Annotated in this window: 16 protein-coding genes; 12 read left to right on the forward strand and 4 right to left on the reverse strand. The window is 43.0% G+C overall.

Translation table 11 applies throughout. The features are described from left to right. The first annotated feature begins 1 nt into the window (after position 1). From yihA to cysC, 7 genes are all read left to right on the forward strand, one after another. Entirely contained in the window at positions 2 to 595 is a 594-nt protein-coding gene (gene yihA, locus OCV88_RS08585) for a ribosome biogenesis GTP-binding protein YihA/YsxC (RefSeq protein ID WP_158425097.1), read from the forward strand. Next, complete coding sequence (locus OCV88_RS08590) at positions 585 to 1,487, forward strand: metal ABC transporter substrate-binding protein (RefSeq protein WP_158425098.1); 903 nt, start codon at positions 585 to 587, stop codon at positions 1,485 to 1,487. The genes yihA and OCV88_RS08590 overlap by 11 nt, the downstream gene beginning before the upstream one ends. A gap of 18 nt (positions 1,488 to 1,505) precedes the next feature. Further along, positions 1,506 to 2,378, forward strand: coding sequence for a metal ABC transporter ATP-binding protein (locus tag OCV88_RS08595; protein WP_158425099.1), 873 nt, complete (start codon positions 1,506 to 1,508; stop codon positions 2,376 to 2,378). Beyond that, a complete protein-coding gene (locus OCV88_RS08600) occupies positions 2,375 to 3,187 on the forward strand; it encodes a metal ABC transporter permease (protein WP_330671938.1) in 813 nt (270 codons plus the stop codon). The genes OCV88_RS08595 and OCV88_RS08600 overlap by 4 nt, the downstream gene beginning before the upstream one ends. A 258-nt stretch (positions 3,188 to 3,445) precedes the next feature. Continuing rightward, positions 3,446 to 4,579, forward strand: coding sequence for a sulfotransferase family protein (locus OCV88_RS08605; protein WP_158425100.1), 1,134 nt, complete (start codon positions 3,446 to 3,448; stop codon positions 4,577 to 4,579). A gap of 3 nt (positions 4,580 to 4,582) precedes the next feature. After that, positions 4,583 to 5,461, forward strand: a complete 879-nt coding sequence (gene cysD, locus OCV88_RS08610; RefSeq protein WP_158425101.1) for a sulfate adenylyltransferase subunit CysD — start codon at positions 4,583 to 4,585, stop codon at positions 5,459 to 5,461. A 13-nt stretch (positions 5,462 to 5,474) separates the two neighbouring features. Beyond that, the gene (gene cysC / locus OCV88_RS08615) at positions 5,475 to 7,328 is read left to right on the forward strand and encodes an adenylyl-sulfate kinase (RefSeq protein ID WP_158425102.1); all 1,854 of its coding nucleotides are present in this window, start codon (positions 5,475 to 5,477) and stop codon (positions 7,326 to 7,328) included. A gap of 97 nt (positions 7,329 to 7,425) precedes the next feature. Here cysC and OCV88_RS08620 read toward each other — a convergent pair whose 3' ends face one another. The 3 genes from OCV88_RS08620 to OCV88_RS08630 all read right to left on the reverse strand — a co-directional run bounded on the left by OCV88_RS08620 (position 7,426) and on the right by OCV88_RS08630 (position 10,238). Beyond that, entirely contained in the window at positions 7,426 to 8,379 is a 954-nt protein-coding gene (locus OCV88_RS08620) for a cytidylate kinase-like family protein (protein WP_158425103.1), read from the reverse strand. Between the two features lie 96 nt (positions 8,380 to 8,475). Continuing rightward, complete coding sequence (locus OCV88_RS08625; protein WP_262591055.1) at positions 8,476 to 9,519, reverse strand: sensor histidine kinase; 1,044 nt, start codon at positions 9,517 to 9,519, stop codon at positions 8,476 to 8,478. A 44-nt stretch (positions 9,520 to 9,563) separates the two neighbouring features. Beyond that, the gene (locus OCV88_RS08630) at positions 9,564 to 10,238 is read right to left on the reverse strand and encodes a response regulator transcription factor (RefSeq protein ID WP_158425105.1); all 675 of its coding nucleotides are present in this window, start codon (positions 10,236 to 10,238) and stop codon (positions 9,564 to 9,566) included. 198 nt (positions 10,239 to 10,436) lie between these two features. Here OCV88_RS08630 and OCV88_RS08635 point away from each other — a divergent pair, with 198 nt between their 5' ends. Continuing rightward, entirely contained in the window at positions 10,437 to 11,438 is a 1,002-nt protein-coding gene (locus OCV88_RS08635; RefSeq protein WP_262591057.1) for a uroporphyrinogen decarboxylase family protein, read from the forward strand. A 170-nt stretch (positions 11,439 to 11,608) separates the two neighbouring features. On the opposite strand, the gene OCV88_RS08640 is transcribed toward OCV88_RS08635, so the two are convergent. Further along, on the reverse strand, positions 11,609 to 11,860 hold the full coding sequence (locus OCV88_RS08640) for a helix-turn-helix domain-containing protein (protein ID WP_158425106.1): 252 nt from the start codon (positions 11,858 to 11,860) through the stop codon (positions 11,609 to 11,611). 182 nt (positions 11,861 to 12,042) lie between these two features. Here OCV88_RS08640 and OCV88_RS08645 point away from each other — a divergent pair, with 182 nt between their 5' ends. From OCV88_RS08645 to OCV88_RS08660, 4 genes are all read left to right on the forward strand, one after another. Next, positions 12,043 to 13,446: a vWA domain-containing protein gene (locus OCV88_RS08645; protein ID WP_158425107.1), complete on the forward strand. Its 1,404-nt coding sequence runs from the start codon at positions 12,043 to 12,045 to the stop codon at positions 13,444 to 13,446. Next, on the forward strand, positions 13,446 to 14,966 hold the full coding sequence (locus OCV88_RS08650; RefSeq protein WP_158425108.1) for an ATP-binding protein: 1,521 nt from the start codon (positions 13,446 to 13,448) through the stop codon (positions 14,964 to 14,966). Before OCV88_RS08645 ends, OCV88_RS08650 begins: the two co-directional genes overlap by 1 nt. Next, positions 14,941 to 16,404, forward strand: a complete 1,464-nt coding sequence (locus OCV88_RS08655) for a leucine-rich repeat domain-containing protein (RefSeq protein WP_158425109.1) — start codon at positions 14,941 to 14,943, stop codon at positions 16,402 to 16,404. Before OCV88_RS08650 ends, OCV88_RS08655 begins: the two co-directional genes overlap by 26 nt. 243 nt (positions 16,405 to 16,647) lie before the next feature. Next, a complete protein-coding gene (locus OCV88_RS08660; protein WP_158425110.1) occupies positions 16,648 to 17,328 on the forward strand; it encodes a TIGR00266 family protein in 681 nt (226 codons plus the stop codon). Positions 17,329 to 17,368 lie beyond the last annotated feature (40 nt).

Genomic DNA, 17,368 nt, shown 5'->3' on the forward strand with positions numbered 1-17,368 from the left:
TATGGTTATTAAAAAAGTGGAATTGGAAACAGTGTGCGGTTATACCAGCACACTGCCGGAAAATACAAAACCGGAAATTGCATTTGCAGGGAAATCAAACGTTGGAAAGTCTTCCCTGATTAATGCTCTGATGAACCGGAAATCACTGGCGAGAACATCTTCTCAGCCCGGAAAAACCCAGACCATCAATTTTTATAATATTAATGATGAAATGTATCTGACAGACCTGCCGGGGTACGGATTTGCCCGGGTATCTCAGTCTGAAAAAGAAAAATGGGGAAAGATGATTGAAAATTATCTGAATACTTCTAGTCAGCTGCGGGCGGTATTTCTTTTGATAGATATCCGGCATGATCCTTCTGCCAATGATAAAATGATGTATGAGTGGATGGTTTATCAGGGCTTTGAACCGATTATTATTGCTACAAAACTGGATAAAATCAAGCGGAGTCAGGTACAAAAACAGTTAAAGGCCGTGAAACAGGGGCTGAATGTGAAACCTGGAACAATTGTAATTCCTTTTTCTGCTCAAACAAAGCAGGGGAGGGAAGAAATATGGGATTTAATGGATCAGATAGTAGAATATGAAGAATAAATATGTGTATGTTTTAGTTTTGCTGGTCTGCATCGCTTTTGCGGGGCTTTTTCTTACGGGGATATATATGGCAGGCCAGAAAAAGGGCAGTACAAAAAAAGAACTGACAGTGGTGACGTCTTTTTATCCAATGTACGTGGCGGCAGATAACATAATTGGAGACAGTAAAGGGGTGGTGCTTCAGAATTTAAGCGAGCCCCAGACCGGGTGTCTTCATGATTATCAGCTGACGCCGGAAGATATGAAACTGTTGTCGGAAGCGGATGTGTTTATTGTAAACGGCGGCGGGATTGAAACCTTCCTGACAGATGTTGCAAAAGCATATCCGGACCTTGTGATTATGAATGCTTCTGAAAATATTCATCTGCTGGAGGATAATGCCCATGTCTGGATGGATCCAGAGCTGTATGCCGGACAGGTAAAGAAAATTGCATCCGATATGAAACAGGCTGATCCGGAGCGCGGAGCATTATATGAACAGAATGCAGCTGCATATTGTGAAAAGATCGGAGATTTGCAGCAGGAATTTGAAGAACTGAAAGCCAGGGGTTCGGGGAGCAGTCTTGTGATTTTCCATGAAGCGTATGCCTATACAGCAAAGGCACTTGGGATGAACGTGGCAGGCTCCATGGACCTGGACGAAGAGCGGCAGATCAGCGCCGGCGAGGTGGCGGAAATTTTATCAGTAATTGATTCACAGAATGTAAAATTTGTATTTGCAGAGAGACTGTACGGGGAAAGCATGGGAAATACAGTAGAAGCAGAATCCAAAGCCCGGGTGGTTTATCTGGATCCTCTTACCAGAGGAGAATACAGGGCAGACGGATATCTGAAAGGAATGCAGAAAAATCTTGAATTGATCAAAGAGGCGTTTTCAGATTATGAGCCATAGGTGAAAGGAGGAATCACGATGCGCAGATTAATTAAACCCTGCGGGCTTCACTGTATAAAAATAAATGACATTGGAGTAAAATTTGCAGAACAGACAGCATTGGAACATGTGAACCTTCATATTCACTGCGGGGCGCTGGCCGCTGTGATCGGAAAAAACGGAGCGGGAAAGTCCACGCTGATTCGTGCAATTTTAGATGATATTCCTCACACAGGGACCATAGAATTTAAAGATCACAAAAATGGAAATATGCAGAATATGCGGATTGGTTATGTGCCTCAAAAATTAAATATAGAAAAAAAGACGCCGGTAAGTGTCTATGATATGATTGCCTCCTATCAGTCCGGATTTCCGGTATTTTTAAAAAAACGGGCAAAAGTGCAGCAGCAGATTCTGGAAAATCTAAGGCTGTTTCAGGCGGAAGATCTCATTGACAGGCAGGTGTGCAATCTTTCCGGAGGGGAGCTGCAAAGAGTACTGCTGTCTATGGCGGTAATGTCTGAGCCGAACCTGCTGTTATTGGATGAACCGGTTTCCGGAATTGATCAAAATGGCATGGATTTGTTTTATGAAACGGTAAATGATCTAAAGCAGAACTATGATCTGGCGGTAATCTTAATATCCCATGATCTGGATTATGTAGCCAGATATGCGGACCAGGTAGTCCTGCTTGATAAGACCGTAAAGAAACAGGGAACCGTACGGCAGGTATATGAAAGTCCTGAATTTCAGCAGGTGTTTGGCCGGTTTGATATAGATTCCTTTAGGAATATGCGGGGAAAAGAACAGAGCCTTAAAGCCTCAGCGCTAAACAAGGAGCTGGTAAAGCAGACATCTAAAAGAAGGGATACCCCTGGTTTTCCCATATCAGACAGGAGGGGGCGCTTATGATGGAAATGCTGGCATCATTGTTTTCTTATGACTTTATGAAAAATGCCTTTCTGGCAGTGCTGATTATTACACCTCTCTTTGGCCTGTTAGGAACCATGATTGTAAATAATAAGATGGCTTTTTTTTCGGATGCTCTTGGGCACTCCGCTCTTACCGGGATGGCCATAGGCATAGTTCTTGGAATCCAGGATACAAATTTATCCATGATCTTGTTTGCAGTTGTGTTTGCGCTTCTGTTAAACAAAATCAGCAGCAGTATAAAAGCGGCAACAGATACCATTATTTCTGTATTTTCTTCCTGCAGTATTGCTGTAGGGCTTGCTATTTTATCCCGGGGCGGGAATTTTAGTAAATATTCCAGTCTCCTGGTGGGGGATATACTGAGCATTACCCAGAAAGAAATCTTTTATTTATTTATTATATTTCTGGCAACCCTGGTATTCTGGGTTGTATGTTACAATCAGCTGCAGGCGGTAAGCATTCACCGGACGCTGGCAAAAAGCCGGCGTATGAAGGTAGTACTGATTGAAAATCTGTTTTCTGTTTTTATTGCTGTTGTAGTTATGCTGTCTATTAAATGGGTGGGTATCCTGATTATCAATGCACTGCTGATTCTGCCCGCCGCTTCTAGCAGGAATATTGCGGAAAATGTCAGGGAATATCATTTTTTTGCCGTTCTATTTTCTGTATTTTCCGGAATACTAGGACTGGTAATTTCTTATTTTACCAATGTGGCTTCCGGTCCTATGATTGTAATACTGGCTTCTGTCATCTTTTTTGCCACATATATTTATGGGAAAAATAAATAGGGAAAGACCATTACCTCAAAGAACAATCGTCAAAAAGGGATTGTTATGGATGGGAAAAGGAGAAACTGTCTGGTTGAAATGCAAAATTTTATCAGACAGTTTTTCTTTGTTTTTATGCAGTTTTTTAACCAAATTGCCCTGTAATTCATATATAGTTCATAATCCTGTTATAAACTGCAGAAGGTTAAGAAAAAATTAAGAATAATACGCGCCTGAGGCGTGTTTGACCACAATAAACGAAAGAAGGAAGTAAATGGAATGGAAAAAAAGAAGTTAAATTTTTCCCACAACCTGCTTGGGTGCCGGTTTGATAACTGGATGCGTCTGATTCATCAAAACCCAGTTACTCCGGAAAACAAAAAGCAGGTTCGTTTTATGTCCGTAGTTTCTTTTGTTCTTGGGATTCCTGCATTTTTAGAGTGGCTGATCTTTTATATTCCCATTAAAAGGACGAAGATCAGGAAAGATCCGGTTTATATTGTAGGACACTGGAGAACGGGAACTACATTTTTGCAGAATCTTATGACAAGAGATCCGCAGTTTGGCTGGTTTGATCCGGTAAAAACAGTATCATTTAACAATTGTATTTTGCTGAAACCTCTGCTGGCGGCGGCACAGAAATATCTGCTGCGGGGAGCCAGGCCTATGGATAATCTGGAATATACACTGGATCTGCCTATGGAGGAAGTATTTGCACAGGCTACCATTTCTACCCAGGCCATTGCGCATATGCTTGTATTTCCCGACGGAGGACGGGGCGTAAAATATATTGAGACAGCCTTTATTGATGAGCAGCCTGAAAAAAAGCAGCGGGAATGGAAGAAGGCATATAGTTATATTATAAAAAAAGTAACGTTTCTGGAAAAAGGCAGACAGCTGCTTTTAAAAAGCCCGGAGAATACCTGCCGGATTGGGATGCTGAAACGCTGCTATCCGGGAGCGAAATTTATTAATATATACCGGGACCCCTATGTGGTAGTTATGTCAACCTATAACATGTTCATCAAAGAAATGGGATTATTCTGCCTGAACAAAAAGCCATCTAATGAATTTATCGAAGATGCGGTGATTGACCTGTTTGAGAGGATCTACAGAAAGGCCTTTAATGAGCTTTATGCTATGCCGGAAGGGGATTATATTGATATCTGTTATGAAGAGTTCTGCAAAGATCCCAAAGAGAACTTAAAAACCATTTATGAACATCTGGGTCTGGAAGGATATGAAAATGCCCTGCCGCACTTTGAAAAATATCTGGACAGCCAGAAAAACTACAAAAAGAATCAATTTGAATTAAAAGATGAGTTACGAAATAAAATAAATGACCGCCTGGGATTTTATTTTGAGCATTATGGATATGAAATGCGCACCGGCGGTGAGAAGGAGGATTGCTGAGTTATGGATCATTTGGATAAACTGGAGGCAAAAAGTGTACACATTTTAAGAGAGGCCTATGCGGCTTTTGGGAATTTATGTATGCTCTGGTCAATTGGAAAGGACAGTACAGTTTTACTCTGGCTTGCCAGAAAGGCATTTTACGGCCATGTACCGTTTCCCCTGGTGCATGTGGATACTCATTATAAAATACCGGAGATGATTGAATACCGGGACCGTCTGGCCAAAGAGTACGGACTTTATATGATTTACGGAGAAAACAAAGAGGCTTTAGAGGCGGGAGAGACATTTCCAGAGGGAAAGGTTTCCCATATGGAATGCTGCAAGCGTCTGAAAACAGAGGCTCTTACCCATACATTAAATGGAACCTGGCCCCGTTACCGCTTAAATCTTCAGACCGGAGAATATGAACAGGATACAGACACGGCGGCTTACACGGGAGTAATTGTAGGGGCCCGTTCCGATGAGGAAGGCTCCCGCTCCAAGGAAAGATATTTTTCCCCAAGAGATAAATATAATGACTGGAATCTGGATGATCAGCCCCCTGAGTTCTGGAATCAGTTTAAGACAGATTTTGCTCCGGGAACTCATGTAAGAATTCATCCTCTGTTAGACTGGACGGAGCTGAATATCTGGGAATATATTGAACGGGAAAATATCCCCACAGTTTCTCTGTACTACAATCAGGGAGACGGAACAAGATACCGTTCCTTAGGCTGTGCACCCTGTACAAAGCCTATTAAATCAGAGTCACGCAATCCAAGAGAAATTATTGAAGAACTAAAAACCGGAGCGCTTTCTAACATTGCCGAGAGAAGCGGCCGTGAACAGGATAAAGAAGACGGGGGCCTTGAGACGCTCCGCCGGAATGGATATATGTAGGAGGAAGGCACAAATGCAGATGGAAGAATTATTAAATATTGTTACCGTGGGACATGTGGATCACGGGAAAAGTACGGTAATCGGAAGACTGCTTGCAGATGCAGGTGCGCTTCCTGACGGGAAGTTAGAGGCAATCAAAGAAAACTGCAAAAGAAATTCCAAACCCTTTGAATATGCTTTTCTGCTGGATGCGCTAAAATATGAACAGGCCCAGGGAATTACTATAGATACAGCACGCTGTTTTTTCCAGACAGACAAAAGGAACTATATTATTATTGATGCTCCGGGACATATTGAATTTTTAAAGAATATGGTAACCGGTGCTTCCAGAGCCGAGGCGGCTCTGCTGGTGATTGATGCCTCTCACGGAGTAGAAGAAAATACAAGACGCCACGGATATTTTCTGTCCATGCTGGGTATCCGCCAGGTGTCTGTGCTGGTAAATAAGATGGATATTGTAGATTACCGGGAAGAGGTGTTTGAAAGCATTAAGGAAGAGTATAAAAAATTCCTGAAAAAAATTGATATTAATCCTCAGACATTTATTCCTGTCAGCGGTATGGAAGGAGATAATATCGCCATTTCGTCGGAACGGATGTCCTGGTATCAGGGTCCTACCGTGTTAGAGCAGATGGACGCTTTTAAAGCAGTTCCGGAGCCGGAGAATATGCCCTTCCGTATGCCTGTTCAGGGTGTGTATAAGTTTACGGAAAGCAATGATAACCGCCGGATTATAGCCGGGACGGTAGATGCGGGAAAAATAAAAGAGGGGGCTTCTGTAACCTTTTATCCTTCCGGAAAGAAGACAAAAGTAAAGACACTGGAAGTTTTCAATGCGCCGAAGCCAAAACAGTTTACGGCGGGCCAGGCGGCAGGGTTTACCATGACAGAGGAGATTTTTGTAAAGCGCGGTGAGATCGCCTGCATTTCAGAGGAAGATGCTCCAAATGTCGGGGTGCGGCTGAAAGTAAATCTGTTCTGGCTTGGAAAGGAAAATTTAAAACTGGATAAACCTTACTACTTAAAATGCGGCACCGCAAAAGTAGAAATGCGTCTGGAAAGTGTAGAGCGGGTGGTGAATGCTTCGGACTTAAGCTGTCTGATGCGTCAGTATGTGGAAAAAAATGAGGTTGCCGAATGTATCTTAAAGCTGGATCGTCCTATTGCTTTTGATCTGGCGGGCTCCATTGAAGCTACCAGCCGTTTTGTAATTGTAGATGATTATGAGATTGCCGGCGGGGGGATTATTACTGAGGCATTAAAAGACCTGGATTATGATCACAAAAATATCCGCTGGTCCGGAGATGCCATGACTGAGGCGGAGCGTTCTAAGATGCTTGGAAACAGCGGACTTGTTGTATGGATGACAGGACTGTCAGGTGCAGGAAAGACAACAACGGCGCAGGAAGCAGAGCGCCGCCTGATAGCAAAAGGAATACCAGCTTACGTGCTTGACGGAGATAAGCTGCGCCATGGCCTGAACAATGATCTTGGATTTTCCGATGAAGACAGAAAAGAAAATATCAGACGTACCACAGAAGTGGCGAAGCTGTTTAAAGATGCGGGGATGGTTACTTTTGTTACATTGATTTCTCCATTTGAGGAAGCACGGCAGAAGGCAAGAAACAGCATTGGTGATAATTTCATGGAAGTTTATGTAAAAGCGGACCTTGAAACCTGTCAGAAACGGGATCCCAAAAAGCTGTACGAAAAGGCAAGAAAGGGAGAAATCCGTTCCTTTACCGGTATTGACTCAAAATATGAGGTACCAAAAAACCCGGATCTTGTGCTGGATACACAGCTCTGGAATGAAGAGGAGTGCGCGGAAGCGCTGATTGGCGCTGTGATGGCCAAAATAAAACGATAGTGTATAGAAATCAGAAAATTTAAAGTAATCATAGATATACAAAAGCGGGGAGCGCACAATGATCTGACTTGATCAGTGTGTGCTCCCTGGTTGTTTATCAGGCGGAAGGCTGATATCTCATATGAATCATATTTTCTATGAGTTCAACAGTGCCTTCCACACCGTAAATAGAGGTATTCAGGCAGGCATTGTAAAGTTCGGGATTTCCCCAGGTTCTGTCAGTATAGTATTTGTAAAAAGCCTGTCTGGAACGGTCAACCTGAAGAATGGTTTTTTTTGCCTGTACGGCGCTGACATCAAAACGGCTTATCTCCACCTGAATCCGTTTCTCAAGAGGGGCGCACAGATAGACAGATAAATGGGGGATATGCAGTTTGTCCAGAATGTGATCCGCACATCTGCCAAGAAAAATACAATTTTCATTTTCTGCAATATTTTTTATGATTTTTCTCTCTTTAAAATACAATGCATCATGAGATACGGAGCCTAGTTTTGGCAGTCTTGGAAATCGGGAAGGTTCTGCGTCAGGAACGCTGTCATTATAATCAGAAACTTCATTTTCGTCCAGATTATATTCCTGACAGGCCATGGAAAGAATATCTTTATCGTAATAGGTAAGGTGTGTCCTTTTGGCAAGAAGAAGGCCTACCTCCTGCCCGCGGCAGCCATACTGGCGGCTGATACAGACAATTACTCTTTTTCCCTGAGGAATCACAGGGCAGGCGCCGCTGATAGCTTCAAGACCGGATGTTAAGTGATAGGCTTTGGGGTCATAAGATGCGATTTCCTGTTCTAACTGGCGGTAGGCTGTCAGAAGCTTCTCATATTCTCCGGGATCTTTTAATGTTTTCATCATATTAGATAACAAAATTAATTCGTTTTTCAGGAACTGGTTTTTGTCCTGATTCAAAAGCTTTGCAATCTGATTGACAGATATGGTTCTAGAAGCCGGAAATACTTTTCCAAGGGTACTGCCCGTTGCTTGATAAATCTGATTGTCAAGTTCGTAAATTTTTGCCGCTAAAGCTTTGTCCTGCTTTTTTTCATTCATAGAGTGTCCCCCAATTATAAAATTTGATCTTCCCAATAAAATCTCTTTATTATAGTATATGTTAAAAGTAAAATTATTTCTATGTTATTACATTATTCATTTCCCATATTTTTTCAGGCATACGGTAAAGGTGCATCCCTTTTTTGGTTTGCTGGAACAATCTATAGTTCCGCCGTGAAGTTCAGCCACTTTTTTTGCAATGGAGAGGCCAAGTCCGGTTCCATCCTTCTTGTGAGAGGTATCTCCCTGATAGAACTGTTCAAAAATATGCTTTATGGTTTCCTTATCCATACCCGGCCCCTGGTCTCTTAGATAGATCTGATAAGCATACTGGGTGTCGATGAGACTGATATCAATCAGACCGTTTTTGGGAGAAAATTTAATAGCGTTGTCCAGCAGGTTCAGCCAGATCTCAGAAATCAGTTCCTTATCTCCCATATACAGTGTGGGCGGGAGATGCAGCTGAAAGGTTAAGTTTTTTTCCTGCCATTTTGGCTCCAGTAAAAGGATGGTCTGCCGGATCTGTTCATCCAGAGAATAGGCACAGTGTCTGATAGAAAGTTCATCACTGCCAAGCCTTGAGAGCCGCAGGATATTGGCTGTGAGAGCTGACAGACGGGAGCTTTCCTGTACGATCAGACCGGCGTATTCGACCCGCTCCCGGTCTGAGATGCCCTGTTCTGTCAGCAGTTTTCCGTAACCGTTGATAATAGCCAGGGGAGTTTTAAATTCGTGGGATACATTTGAAATAAAATCCTTTTTTAAATATTCATTGCTGCGCAGTTCCCGGATCATAATATTGAATTGTTTTGCAAGATCGCCTAACTCATCCTTTCTGCCGGATTCTTCTACTTCTATATCAAAGTTTCCGGCTGTAATCTCTTTGGCTGCCTTTGACAGATCAAGGATGGGGGTGGCGGTACGTTTGGTCAGGGCAATAATCAGGACCACCACAGCCAGCAGCGCTATAATAAAAAGCGCCAGATCCTTAAGAGCATATCCGAAATAGAGAATTCGATAATCTTTTCGGGAAAAAATGATATCATGGCTGACCATCCAGGTAAGGATGATAGTAGCCAGAGACGAGAACATAATTAACAATGTGAAAATCAGACCAAAGCGTCTGCGGATTCGTTTCATAAAATACTCCATTCCGATTATGTAAACCTGAAAAATGCGGGAATTTACTTATTAATAACTGCTTTATATCCAAGTCCCCGGATTGTCTGTATTTCAAAATCATTGACAGCGGAGAGCTTTTCGCGAAGACGTTTGATATGTACATCAACGGTTCTGGGATCTGTTTCTGAATCAAAGCCCCAGATTTCGTCCATCAGTGTCTGACGGGTGAAGATTTTATCAGGGTAGGAGAGCAGTTTGTGCAGCAGATAAAACTCTTTCTGGCGCAGTTCCATCTGAGTGTCTTGGCAGGAAAAAATCAGAGTATTTTCATCAAGTGTACAGTCTCCTACAGTCAGGATACTTTCCTCAGACATCCGGGCCCTTCTTAGCAGCGCTTCTACTCTCAGCAGCATTTCATCCATATCTATAGGTTTTATCATATAGTCATCTGCGCCGTTTTTAAAGCCCTCCCGTTTATCGTCCAGCTGGGATTTTGCGGAAATAATCAGGACCGGGAGTGTATAATTTACACTTCGGATCTGAGCGGTAAGCTCAAAGCCGTCCATATTTGGCATCATAATATCAGCGATAAGAAGATGGATGGGTGTTTGTGCCAGAATTTCTAAAGCTTCGGTGCCGTCGCCGGCTTCAAAAACCTGATATCCGGTTCGTTTCAGGTGTATTTTTATCAGATTACGGTAATCAGGATTGTCCTCTGCAATCAGAATATTTACCATAGAAAAACCTCCTTCATTTCTGATAGTGTAACATGAAATGAGCTGTTTGTTAATGGGCCGTTAAGAGACCATCCGGCAGCAACGCTGTTAGGTAAAAAAGAATCAGTCCGATTTGGAATCACTGACAGTCAAAAAACAAATTTGTCAGGGGTAACAGGGCGTGATATCTTAGAGACAGACAAAGGTAAAGGGGGACAAATGATGCTTACAACAAAACAGAATTTTCTGGAAACAATTAAAAAAGGCGGAAAACCGGATCGTCTTGCAGCATGCTATACTGCGTTTAAACCCATAGGAGGAGATCCGGTATTCCAGTTTGTGCGGGGAAACCGTATCAGAGGAACATACTCTTATGACCGTTGGGGAACTTATATTGCTTTCCCGGAAGAGCAGCCGGCGGCAACGCCTGTTGTTACAGCTGAAAATCAGGTCATCCAGGATATAGAGGAATGGAAAAAATACGTAAAGGTTCCAGATCTGCGAGGCAACTGTTCCGAAGGATGGGAGACAGCTCTTGCAAATAAGGCAGCCATTGATAAAGATGAATATATGTCCATTACCATAATGGGAACAGGTATTTTTGAACAGCTCCACATGCTGATGACATTTGAAGATACGCTCTGTAATTTCCTGTTATATCCGGATGAAATGCATGAGCTGATTGATGTTATTACGGAGTACCGCTTAGAGTACATGAAATTGATTGTAGAGAATCTGCATCCAGATGCGATTTTATCCCATGATGACTGGGGAAGCAAAACGAGCCTGTTTATGGCTCCGGATACATGGAGAGAATTCTTTAAAGAACCGTACCGCAGACTGTATGACTATCTTCATGCCAATGATATCTTAATTGTGCATCATTCGGATTCTTTCTGTGAACCCATTGCGGAAGATATGGCAGATATCGGAATTGATGTGTGGCAGGGAGTGCTTCCAACAAATAATATTCCTGAGATTTCCAAACGCCTGAATGGACGTATGGCTTTGATGGGAGGTATTGATTCCGGAATAGACCGTGCAGATACACCGGAAGAAGAGATTCGGAAAGAGACAAGAAGGGCTTGTATGGAATACGGAGATCTGCCTCAGTTTATTCCAAGTATTACATACGGCGGTCCGGGAACAATCTATCCGGAAGTTGAAAAAGTAATTATTGATGAGATCCATCAGTTTAATAAAGAAAAGTTTGGAATTTAGTGCAGAATCACAGGTAATATGCAGGGAGTCTGCGGGCTGTTCCTTTGTGTGAAAAGTAAATAAAAAACTATGCCGCTGTGTGGGAGAAGGATACCTGCACAGCGGTTTTTAATACAATGGGAGCTATAAGTATCCCATTGTATTAAAACGCTCCCCGGGGAAGCCCCCTTTTATGGTTCTCGGATATTCAGGAGATTATAAACGGTTACATCAAGAGCTTTGGCGAACTGAATCAGTTCATAGTCGGTTACGATGCGTTCTCCTGTTTCTATACGGCTGATGGACTTTTGATTCAGGTTTAATCCGTTCAGCTGTACTTTGGCAGCCAGCTGCTCCTGGGACAGCCCGCATTTTTCCCTTTCTGCCCGGATTTGTCTCCCAGAAGTATTGCAGAGTCCATTTGAACATCTGTAGATCCTCAAGTTGTTGTGCCTCCTTTTGAATTATCCCAAAGATAAGTAATCTGAGTTGACAGTAGCATAATGAAGAATTGATAATTACTCTAAAGATGACTAAAAACTTATGATATAGATAAATTTAATCTCCAATTATAAATACTTTTAGTGTAGAATAGTATGCATAATATAAAAGGAGATTAGCGGATATGGAAGAAGAAAAGCTGAAAACAGCTCAGGAGCTGGCGGGGCAGATTATGATCTGTGCCAGAGACCAGATTATGATTTCCATGCGTTTTCTGGACCGGGCTCTGTTTCGAATGCCTGTAACAGCCAGCAACAGGACCCCAGGCTTTGGTGTAGACGGCGAAAAAATCTATTACAATCCGGAATTTGTACTTCAGTCATTTCAGCGCGAAAAGAATGAATGTACCCGGGCGTTTCTGCATATGATTCTCCACTGTATTTTCAGCCATCCATTTCAATATGAGAAGCTGGACCGGGAATGCTGGGATCTGTCCTGTGATCTTGCTGTAGAAGCAGCTATTTTGGATTTGAATATAAAAGATACTGTTTTAAACCGGGATGACACAATGAGAAGAACTCTGAATAAATTTTCGGCGAAGGTTCCACATCTGACTGCGGAGAGGATCTATCGTTTCCTTTTAGATCATCCAGCGGAAAGGGAAGAGTGGCTGAAGGAATCGGCGGCTTTTGCACGGGATGAACATCTGCTTTGGATTCCTGAAAGGGAAGTGGACGCCAAGGAGAGAAGCGGGGATTCTTATACAACGGATACAAGAACTGCTATGGTGGGCTGCCATGAGGCAGACAGTGGAGAAGAAGGTGAGCAGGAAGAAGTAGAAGAAGCACTTTTAGGCCAGGGAGACAGCGACTGGGAAGATATCAGCCAGCATGCAAAGACGGATCTTGAGACGTTTTCCAGAGAACAGGGATTTGGCGCCGGAAGCCTGCTGTTAAATTTGCGGGAAAGTCTTCGTGATAAAATAGATTATGGAGAGTTTTTGCGAAAATTTGCTGTAATGGGCGAAGAAATGCATATCAATGATGATGAGTTTGATTATATATATTATACATATGGTATGCAGCTGTTTGGGAATATGCCTCTGGTAGAACCTTTGGAATACCGGGAGAGCAAGCGTATCCGGGAATTTGTCATTGCCATTGATACGTCTGGATCCTGTCAGGGAAAGACAGTAGAACGATTCCTAAATAAAACATATTCCATATTAAAAACAAGCGAAAGCTATTTTGCACGTGTAAATATTCATATTATACAGTGCGACAGCCAGATACAGCGGGATGTGAAAATTACTTCTGATGAGGAATTTGAACAGTATATGCAGGATGTGGAGCTGGCGGGATTTGGCGGCACTGATTTTAGACCGGTATTTGATCATGTAGACGGAATGATCAGACGTCATGAGTTCCAGAATCTGAAAGGTTTGATTTACTTTACAGATGGTCACGGGACCTTTCCAGAGAGAATGCCGGATTATCAGACTGCGTTTGTATTTATAGAAGAAGGGATTACAATACCAGAAGTGCCGGCATGGGCTATTCGTCTGGTATTGCGGGAGGATGAAATTTAATGAACATCAAAGAAGCGAAAGAACAAATTGAAAAAGCAGTGCGTATTTATCTGATGAAGGATGCATATGGAAATTACAGGATTCCCATTGAGCGTCAGAGACCGGTATTTTTACTGGGGGCTCCGGGAATCGGAAAGACAGCGGTAATGAGTCAGGTGGCTCAGGATCTGGACGTGGCGCTGGTGTCGTATTCTATGACCCATCATACCCGTCAGAGTGCTCTTGGACTGCCCTTTATCAGTCATAAAAACTATCAGGGAAAGGAATTTGACGTATCTGAATATACCATGAGCGAGATTGTGGCATCTGTATACGAGGCTATGGAAGTGAGCGGTAAGAAAGAGGGGATTTTGTTTCTGGATGAAATCAACTGCGTGTCAGAGACACTGACCCCGTCCATGCTGCAGTTTCTGCAGTACAAAACCTTTGGCAAACATCAGATTCCGGAAGGCTGGGTGGTGGCAACAGCAGGAAATCCCCCGCAGTTTAACCGTTCTGTAAGAGAATTTGATATTGTAACTATGGACCGTTTAAAGGTGATGGAGATTGAGCCGGATTATGATGCGTGGAGAGGTTATGCGGTGAACCGGGGCGTTCACAGCGTGATTTTAACCTATCTGGATATTAAAAAAGGTGATTTTTATATTATTGAAAATACGGTGGACGGCAAATCTTATGTGACGGCCAGAGGCTGGGAAGATTTGTCTGAAACCATTTACCTGTATGAGGAGCAGGGATTTTTGGTAGATGAGACATTAATCGGGCAGTATCTGAGAAATCCAAGAGTTGTTCGGGAGTTTGCCTCTTATTATGATCTGTATCAGAAGTATAAAAAGGATTATCAGGTACATCAGATTCTTTCCGGAGAGGCTGACCGGGATATCAGAAAGCGGGCGCAGCAGGCTCCCTTTGATGAACGTCTGTCCTTAATGGGGCTTCTTTTAGAAGCGCTGCAGCAAGACATCAGGAAGAATGTAGAGCTGGAAGATGCCATGCTAAAACTTCTTAATGAATTGAAGGAAGTAAAGGAGCGATTGTCAGCAGAGCCGAAGGCGGAGATATCTGCGCAGAAGGTATTACAGAATCAGGTTGAAGGTGTGAAACAGCGGATGGCCAAGGAAGACCAGGCCAATGCCCTGTCTGACGCTGACCGAAGAGCATATCAGCTGATTATCCGTACTCTGCAGCGGGATATGCAGGACATACGACTTGGGGATATTACAGATGCTGCAGCGGCTTTTAATCTGATAAAGAACAGCTTTGACCGCGATGTGCTTAAGATGCGCAGTCAGGCGGATGAAATCAGTGGGGAATTATCCAACCTGTTTGAATTTGTGGAAAAGGTATTTGGAAATGGAAATGAGATGTTGATTCTTGTAACAGATCTTACGGTAAATTATAACAGTGCAAAGTTTATCAGCCGGAAAGGCTGTGAAGAGTATTATAAATATAATAAGAAGTTTCAGTTATATGAAAGACAGCAGGAAATAGCCCATGCGTTGGAACAATTACAGTTATAAAATTGAAAATGGGGAAGTAACGCTGACCAGGTTTGAGGGCGGCGATACCAGAGTGGAAATTCCCCATAGAATAGATGGGATGCCTGTAACAGAAATTGGCCCGGAGGCTTTTTCTGAGTACGGACTTCAGGTGGAATCTGTTACCGTGCCGGAAACTGTGCGAAAAATAGGGGCTTCTGCCTTTAAAATGTGCATGAATCTGCAGCAGCTGATGCTTTCTGAAGGGCTTGAATCTATCGGAGAGGGGATGCTTTACGGGACTCCGTTAGAGGAACTTTATTTTCCTTCTACCCTGAAAGATATTGAGGGGGCCTGGGAGCTTGGCGGATTAAGGTGGAACATCCATGAGAAAAATCCGTGGTTTTCAACAGACGGATTTGCCCTGTATAAATGTGATGCAGGTGAAAAGATTCTTTTGGCAGTGCAGCCGGAGGAGAACAGAAGTCTGTATCAGGTGGAGGCAGGAACTGGTGTGATTGGCCAGTCTGCCTTTGAAGGGCAGAAATATTTAAGGCATGTAGATCTGCCGGGCAGTCTGCGGATGATTGAGGAAGAAGCTTTTGAAAGCTGCCAGAGCTTAGAAGAGATAGATCTGCCGGAGGGCGTCGTAAAAATCGGGGCAGAGGCATTCAGCCACTGTGCCAATTTAAGAGTGCTCCGTCTGCCGGCATCACTAGAAGAGATCGGCCACCGGGCTATTACCAATACATATGACTGGAGCTATTTAAAGCGGGGCATTGAAAAAATTGTGGTCTCTTCCGAAAATCTTACGTATCTGGCAGATGAATCGGCGCTTTACAGACGGCTTTCTAACGATACATTAGAGCTGGTGAAATATTTCGGAGATGATGCAGAATATGAAGTTTCAGATAGGGTATCCGTTCTTTCTGAATATGCATTCCGCCGGTCTGTATTTCGTACTTTGATAATACCGGACAGTGTCCAAATCATTCAAAAGGATGCCGTATTGGAATGTGAAAAGTTGGAAAAAATTATTTTGCGTAAACTGGATGCTCATATTTTTCTGCCCAGAACTCCTGTCTGCCGAAAGGACGAGGTGACAAAGCTTTTGTCTGATCAGGGAGATCTGTTTTGGTTTGAAGCTTATGACCGGTTATTCGGAACGTATTTCCAGCTGTCTGATAAGGCAGAGTTTGCCTGCACAAGATTGAGATATCCGGTAAGCCTGCGTTCGGAAATCGCAGGAGCCTATCAGCGTTTTTTAGAAAAACACAGAATAGAAATACTAGATGTCATCAGTACCCAGGAGAATGCAGATCTGCTGAAAAAACTGACGGAAATCGGATTTTTTACTAAAGATAATATAGATGCTGCCATTGACAGGATAGGACGGAGCGGGAAAGGCAAGCTTACCGGATTCCTTATGGAGTATAAGCGTGAGAATATCGGGACGGATGATTTTGATTTTTCTTTGTAATTATTTCAGAAAATAGAAGAGGGGTGAGAGATGCTTATTTTGGATGAAAATTTTTCTAAAATAACTGAAAATAAACAATAATAATTCGTAATTACAGATATTATATGTTATGATAAACAGGTATTCCGTCACCAGGAGATGCACTGCAGCATTTGCGGCGATTGAATATAGAATATTTATTTTTATCAGATAAGGATTAGAGGATTTAAAGTTTTTGATACTCTGATCCGGGAAGGAAAAACTATGAAATATGAAATTCAGGGAGAAAATTTACCGGTTGTGATCTGTCGGCTGGATGCCAACGAAAAAATGATTACAGAACGTGGAGCTATGGCGTGGATGTCACCGAATATGAAGATGGAGACCACATCAAACGGAGGTGCCGGTAAGGCGCTTGGAAGAATGTTTTCCGGTGATTCTCTGTTCCAGAATATATATACCGCTCAGGGAGGAGAGGGAACCATTGCCTTTGCGAGTTCTTTTCCGGGGGAGATCCGGCCATTTCAGGTGTCTGCGGGACAGGAATACATACTTCAAAAACGATCCTTTCTGGCTTCAGAAGCGGGAGTAAATTTATCCGTACATTTTCATAAAAAATTTGCATCAGGCCTATTTGGCGGCGAGGGATTTATTCTGCAGAGAGTTTCCGGAAACGGAATTGTTTTTGCGGAGTTTGATGGAAGTGTTGTAGAATATGAGCTGGGAGCCGGTCAGAAAATCATTGTTGATACCGGAAACCTTGCGGCTATGTCAGCTACCTGCAGTATGGACATTCAGACGGTGCCGGGACTTAAGAATAAAGTATTCGGCGGCGAGGGATTTTTTAACACAGTTGTAACCGGACCGGGGCATGTATGGCTCCAGACAATGCCTATCAGTTCTGTGGCCAATGCATTAAAACCATTTTTCCCATCCGGGAATTAAAAAACAACCGGCCGGAAATTTTTTCCTGGTCAGCGCCCCA

Origin of the sequence: Brotonthovivens ammoniilytica (genome assembly GCF_025566885.1) — a bacterium.
GTDB classification, from domain to species: domain Bacteria; phylum Bacillota; class Clostridia; order Lachnospirales; family Lachnospiraceae; genus Brotonthovivens; species Brotonthovivens ammoniilytica.